This is a genomic window from Phreatobacter sp., assembly GCF_052440005.1.
Taxonomy (GTDB): Bacteria; Pseudomonadota; Alphaproteobacteria; order Rhizobiales; family Phreatobacteraceae; genus Phreatobacter.
Map to the genome: position 1 here is coordinate 1 of NZ_JBQVQL010000148.1, position 6206 is coordinate 6206.

Annotated in this window: 5 protein-coding genes; 2 read left to right on the forward strand and 3 right to left on the reverse strand. The window is 71.2% G+C overall.

Annotated elements, in window-relative coordinates:
• Positions 1-334: 334 nt before the first annotated feature.
• Positions 335-898 carry a carboxymuconolactone decarboxylase family protein gene (locus ACT6XY_RS21990; RefSeq protein ID WP_444750443.1) on the forward strand — a complete coding sequence of 188 codons (564 nt, stop codon included), beginning with the start codon at positions 335-337 and terminating at the stop codon, positions 896-898.
• Positions 899-999: 101 nt separating this feature from the next.
• Positions 1000-2391 carry an MFS transporter gene (locus tag ACT6XY_RS21995; RefSeq protein ID WP_444750444.1) on the forward strand — a complete coding sequence of 464 codons (1392 nt, stop codon included), beginning with the start codon at positions 1000-1002 and terminating at the stop codon, positions 2389-2391.
• Between the two features lie 223 nt (positions 2392-2614).
• Here the strand turns inward: ACT6XY_RS21995 and ACT6XY_RS22000 are convergent, their stop codons facing one another.
• The 3 genes from ACT6XY_RS22000 to ACT6XY_RS22010 all read right to left on the reverse strand — a co-directional run.
• Positions 2615-3004, reverse strand: a complete 390-nt coding sequence (locus ACT6XY_RS22000) for a heavy metal-binding domain-containing protein (protein WP_444750445.1) — start codon at positions 3002-3004, stop codon at positions 2615-2617.
• 45 nt (positions 3005-3049) lie between these two features.
• Positions 3050-4648 carry a bifunctional phosphoribosylaminoimidazolecarboxamide formyltransferase/IMP cyclohydrolase gene (gene purH / locus ACT6XY_RS22005; RefSeq protein ID WP_444750446.1) on the reverse strand — a complete coding sequence of 533 codons (1599 nt, stop codon included), beginning with the start codon at positions 4646-4648 and terminating at the stop codon, positions 3050-3052.
• Between the two features lie 90 nt (positions 4649-4738).
• Positions 4739-6206 (reverse strand): heparinase II/III family protein (locus ACT6XY_RS22010; protein ID WP_444750447.1); only part of this gene is annotated, 1468 nt, incomplete at its 5' end.

Here is a 6206-nt window from a genome sequence, read left to right on the forward strand (position 1 = left end):
CCCGCGCCTCCTGGCTCGCCACCATGCCGTTCGGCGCCAGGGCCGGATGCACGCGCGCCGCCTCCGAGATGATCGGCCAGGCGGCGGCTGCGGCGGGCGGCGTCTGCGCCTGTCCGGTGACCGGCGCCAGCGCCAGGAGCGCGGCGGCGGCGAGGCGTGTCCCGTATGCCATGTGTCCCATCCCCTGAAGGCTCCATCCCCTGAATGGCGCACTGCCGTCCCGCGCCGGCGGCCCTTGGCAAGCGCCCGCCGACCGCCATGATGAAACCGGTCGCGGATTTGAGTCGGTCACATCCGCGCGACCCCATAAGAACAACCGACACGAGACACGTCCATGGCCGCCCCCGATCGTCTACCGCCCATCGCTCCCGCCGACTACACGCCCGAGCAGGAGGCCGCCGCGGCCGATTTCCGCAAGCGCCGCGGCGTCGAGCCCTTCGGCCCCTACGCGCCGCTCCTGCGCTCGCCCAAGGTGATGATCGACGTGGAGGCCCTCGGCCGCCGCCTGCGCTATGGCTCCTGCCTCTCCGAGGACCTGAAGGAGCTCGCGATCTGCCAGGTGGCGCGCTCCTGGTCGCAGCAGTTCGAATGGTCGGTCCACGCCATGGAGGCGGAGAAGGCCGGCGTGTCCAAGGACATCCTCGCCGCCATCGCCGACGGCCGCCGCCCCGACGCCATGACCGCCGACGAGACGCTGATCTACGACGCCGTCGCCGAACTGCTGGCGACGAAGCGCTGGTCCGACACCACCTATGCCCGCATCGTCGCCCGCCACGGCGAGCAGGGCGCAGTGGAGATTCCGACGCTCGTCGGCATCTACTCGCTGCTGGCCATGGTCCTCAACGTCGCCCGCACGCCGGCCGACGGCCCCGAGGGCCTGCCCCGCTGGCCGGAATGAAGCGCCTCTCCCGATTGTGATTTCCGCATCGCGTGCAGCCCCCGCAAACAACCGCGACGCCTGAAGTCCCTCCGGCGCGGAACACGTCCAAGGCCCCCGTCATGCTCCCCCCGGTCACCGTCTCCGACGAGACCGCCGCCAAGCCGGCCCCCCGATCGGCGATCGCCGGCTGGGTTCTCTTCGACTGGGCGGCGCAGCCCTATTTCACGCTGATCAACACCTTCGTCTATGCGCCCTTCTTCGCCAGCGCCATCGCAGCCAATCCGGTCGACGGCCAGGCCATGTGGGGTTTCGCCACCAGTGCAGCGGGCATCGCCATCGCGCTGCTCTCGCCGGTGCTGGGCGCCATTGCCGACGCCTCCGGCCGCCGCAAGCCTTGGATCGCCGCCTTCGGCCTGCTGCTGGTCGTCGGCGCCGCACTGCTCTGGTTCGGCAGGCCCGGGGCGCCGGAGACCATCGCCATCGTGCTCGTCGCCTTCGTGCTGGCGACCATCGGCGCGGAATTCGCCACCGTGTTCAACAATTCGATGATGCCCACCCTGGTCCCGGCCGAGCGCATCGGCCGGCTCTCCGGCCTCGGCTGGGCCATCGGCTATCTCGGCGGCATGATGTCCCTGATCTTCATGCTGGGCTTCCTCGTCGCCAGCCCCGAGACCGGCCGCACGCTCGTCGGCCTCGAACCGCTCTTCGGCCTCGACGCCGCCCAGCGCGAGGGCGACCGCGCGGCCGGGCCGCTGACGGCGCTGTGGTTCATCGTCTTCACGATCCCGCTGTTCCTCTTCACCCCCGACGTGCCCGCCCGCATGTCGATAGGCCAGGCGGTGCGGTCTGGCTTCGCCAGCCTCAGGGGCACGGTGAAGGAGGTGCGGCGGCACGGCAACGTGCTCACCTTCCTCGTCGCCAACATGATCTACATGGACGGGCTCGTGGCGCTCTTCGCCCTCGGCGGCATCTATGCGGCCGGCGTCTTCGGCTGGACCACCATCGAGATCGGGCTCTTCGGCATCCTGCTCACCATCACCGGCACTGCCGGCGCCCTGCTCGGCGGCCGTCTCGACGACACGCTTGGATCGAAGACGGTCATCCTCGGCTCGATCGGCTTCCTCACCTTTGCCGTCGTCACCATCCTGCTGATCGGCCCAGGGCACGTTTTCTTCGTCTTCAAGACCGCGCTGCCGGCCCCCGGCGACGGTCTCTTCGCCACGGCGCCGGAACAGGTCTATCTCGTCCTCGGCGGATTGATCGGGGCGGCGGCCGGGCCGCTGCAGGCGGCCTCTCGGTCTCTGCTCGTGCGCCTCGCCCCGCGCGACCAGATCGGCCAGTTCTTCGGCCTCTTCGCCCTGTCGGGCAAGGTCACGGCCTTCATCGGGCCCTTCCTGGCGAGCGTCGTCACGCTGGCGCTGAACGACCAGCGCGCCGGGCTCGGCATGCTGGCGATCATGTTCCTGATCGGCGCGACGGTGCTGTCCTTCGTCCGGGTCGAGAGGCCCTGAGGGTCTGCACGCCCCGAGGAGGGGCTTGCACCCCACCCCCGTCCTCTCCGCGCTCGGCCGCCCCTCCCCCTCCAGGGAAGGGTGAAGAGGCGGGTCGCCGCAGACCGCCACGTCATGCCCGGGCTTGGCCCGGGCATCCACGAATTCCTTCTGACGTCGTGGTCAGGTCGTGGTTGCCCGGCACGAGGCCGGGCATGACGCGACGAGGTGGAGCCTCAGGCGATCAGCGCTGGCCGCCCCAGGGGGGCACCGAGCCGCCGAAGCTCGACGGCTGGGTCGGCGCCTGCTGGCCCATCATCATCTCCACCGTCACGGCGGTGCCGGCCACCGAGACCATGAGCATGGACTTGCCCAGCGTCTCGTAGTCCACGTCGATGCCGACGATGGCGTTGGCGCCGAGCCTCTGGGCCTCCGCCATCATCTCCTGGAAGGCGGTGTTGCGGCCGTCGCGGAGCACCGTCTCGTAGGAGCCGGCGCGGCCGCCGACGATGTCGCGGATCGAGGCGAAGAAATCCCGGAAGATGTTGGCGCCGAGGATGACCTCGCCGGTGACGATGCCGTTGTAGCGGATGATCCGGCCGCCCTCGAGGGTCGGCGTCGTGGAAAGCAGCATGGGGGGTCTCCCTTGGTCGCCCGGGCCGGATGTGGGGATGCGCCCTCAGTGGCGGAAGTGGCGCACCCCGGTAAAGACCATGGCGAGGCCGGCCTCGTCGGCGGCCGCGATCACTTCATTGTCGCGCATCGACCCGCCCGGCTGGATGACGGCCGTGGCGCCCGCCTCGACCGCGGCGAGAAGGCCGTCGGCGAAGGGGAAGAAGGCGTCGGAGGCGACCACGGACCCCTTGGTGAGCGGGGTCGCCCAGCCGCCGGCCTCCGCCGCGTCCTGCGCCTTGCGCGCGGCGATACGGGCCGAATCCACGCGGCTCATCTTGCCCGCGCCGATGCCGACCGTGGCGCCGGCCTTGGCATAGACGATGGTGTTGGACTTGACGTGCTTGGCGACGCGGAAGGCGAAGGCGAGGTCCGTCAGTTCCTCGGCCGTCGGGGCGCGCTTCGTCACCACCTTGAGGTCCATGGCGTCCACCACCGCGTTGTCGCGCGACTGGACGAGGAGGCCGCCGGCCACCGTCTTGACGGTGATGCCCGGCGCCTTCGGGTCGGGCAGGCCGCCGGCGAGCAGCAGACGCAGGTTCTTCTTGGTCGCGAGGATGGCCTTCGCCTCCTCCGTCGCGTCGGGGGCGATGATCACCTCGGTGAAGATCTCGACGATCTTCCGCGCCGCTTCCGCGTCGAGCGTGCGGTTCAGCGCCACGATGCCGCCGAAGGCCGAGACCGGATCGCAGGCCAGCGCCTTCTCGTAGGCCGACAGGAGATCCGGTCCCTCGGCGACGCCGCAGGGATTGGCGTGCTTGATGATGGCGACCGCCGCCGTGCGGGCAGGGTCGAACTCGCCCACCAGCTCGTAGGCGGCGTCGGTGTCGTTGAGGTTGTTGTAGGAGAGCTCCTTGCCCTGGAGCTGGCGGATCGTTGCGACACCGGGCCTCGGCGCCGCGCCCTGGGGCGTCTTGTAGAACGCCGCCCACTGGTGCGGGTTCTCGCCGTAGCGCAGCCCCTGCGCCAGGGCGCCGCCGAAGGCGCGGTAGGGCGTCGCCGTCTCGCCGAGCTGGTCGAACAGCCAGTTGGAGATGGCGGCGTCATAGGCGGCGGTACGCGCATAGGCCTTGGCGGCGAGGCGCCGGCGCAGGTCGAGGGTCGTCGCGCCGCCATTCGCCTTCATTGCCGCGATCACGGCGGCATAGTCGGCGCCGTCCACCACCACCGTCACGGCGTCGTGGTTCTTCGACGCGGCGCGGATCATGGCGGGGCCGCCGATGTCGATGTTCTCGATCGTGTCCTCCCACGAGGCGCCGCGGGCGATCGTCGCCTCGAAGGGGTAGAGGTTCACCACCAGCAGGTCGATCGGCAGGATGCCATGGGTCTTGGCCGCCGCCTCGTGCTCGTCGTTGCCGCGGATGGCGAGGAGCCCGCCATGCACCTTCGGGTGCAGCGTCTTCACCCGGCCGTCCATCATCTCCGGGAAGCCGGTCAGTTCCGCCACCTCGGTGACGGCGAGGCCGGCGTCCTTCAGCGTCTTGTAGGTGCCGCCGGTGGAGACGAGCGCCACGCCGAGCGCCGACAGGTCACGGGCGAAATCGACGATCCCCTCCTTGTCGGAGACGGAGAGAAGGGCACGGGCAATGGGCTTCACGGTCGACAAGGCGGGCGGCTCCGGCAGGGGCGGGGAATGCCGCGCGCTCTAGCACGGGCAGGCCGCCGCCGAAACCGCTTTCGCGCGCCGCCGCCGGAGTTACAGCGGCAGTTCGGGCTCGTCCTCGGCACGTGCCGCCGGCCGCGGTCGCTCGAGTTTCTGGAACGACCAGGACACCGCCGGCGTCGCGGCGGAGGAGGCGACCGGCACGGTGATCTGCAGCGTGCGCCGCGGGCCCTCGGCGAGCGCCAGCGCGACGCTCTCCTCGATGGTGACCGGCTGGTCGGCGAGGAAGCGCCAGCCCTCGCCGCTCGGCAGGCGCAGCAGCGCGGCGCGCGGATGCTCGGTCGGGATCAGCGTCACCGCCGGATGGATGTGAAAACGCAGGACATAGGGCCTGTCCTCGCCCTCGATGCGATCGACGCCGTCCAGAAGGTCCCCCGCCGCCGAGAGGCTGAGCCGCCGTCCGTGCCGCACGCCGACCCGGGCGAGGTAGCCGTCGTGGCGCGCCTCCAGCGCCAGGTCCTGCCGGCGGCAGGTCACGTCCCGCGGCCCCGCCAGGATGAGGCCGGCCGTGTAGATCCCCTGGCCAAGCGTCATCGACGAACGGTCGGCCACGGTGGCGGTGGAATGGGCGGCGGTCTTGCGCGCCTGCACCCGCCAGACGGCGCGCTGCAGGGACGGGCTTCCGCAATTGATGACGATGGTGTCGAGGCCCGACGACAGCTCGAAGGAGAGGCAACCGGCGTGGGCCCGGGCGCTGAAGGCGGAGGGTGGCGCAGGACCGCAGTCGACAAGGGCCACGGTGCCGCCAGCCTCCAGCCGCTCATAGCCGCCGCGCGGCGCCGATGTCGGGGTAAGGCCGCGCGTCTCGTCATAGGCGAGCGCCGTCGCCACCTGGTCGATGGCGGTCTGGCCCATGCCGTTGAAGCGGGCGAGCGTGCCGTCGCCGTGCTGGAAGAACCGGATCATCGGCATCATCCGGTCCACCGCCGTGAGGATCGCCGCCGGCGGCGTGGCGTTGCGCGCCGGAAAAAGCTGGCGCAGCGGCAGGAGGTCGAGGACGAGCGCCACCAGCACGCCGGGATCGCGGCTGACATGGCAGCCATCGGGCAGAATCTGGCGGTCGAGTTCCTCGCCGAGAAGCCGCGAGGCCCGCACCACCAGCCGCTCCTCGCCCTCCATGCACAGGCCCGCCGTGACCAGCGCCACCAGCGCCGCCAGCCGCTCGATGCCGGGCGGCAGCCGCGCCATCTGGAATTCGAGCTGCCGCACCTGGCGCCACAGCGCTCGCGAGAAGCGCCGGTAGAACACTTGGTCGGCGCCGGCGAGGAGAAGGCCCGAGGCGCCGATCCAGGCGCGGACGCGTTCGGCCGCGATGCCGTTCGAGGTCGGCCCGAAGCGGCCGCGCGCCTGCGCCTCGATCCAGGCGGCGACGAGGCGCCGGCCGGCCTCGGCCGCTTCCGGCGTGCCGGCGGCGCGCAGGTGGCGCAGCCAGGAAAAGCCAGCCAGAGCCTCGGCCCAGTCCCGGTTGGGCGGCCGGGCGGCGAAGGGGTCGGCGTCGGTG

Coding starts and splice junctions, on each gene's coding strand:
- ACT6XY_RS22000 (WP_444750445.1), bottom strand. CDS start 3,004: ATGCTGCTTTCCACGACGCCGACCCTCGAGGGCGGCCGGATCATCCGC.
- ACT6XY_RS21990 (WP_444750443.1), top strand. CDS start 335: ATGGCCGCCCCCGATCGTCTACCGCCCATCGCTCCCGCCGACTACACG.
- ACT6XY_RS21995 (WP_444750444.1), top strand. CDS start 1,000: ATGCTCCCCCCGGTCACCGTCTCCGACGAGACCGCCGCCAAGCCGGCC.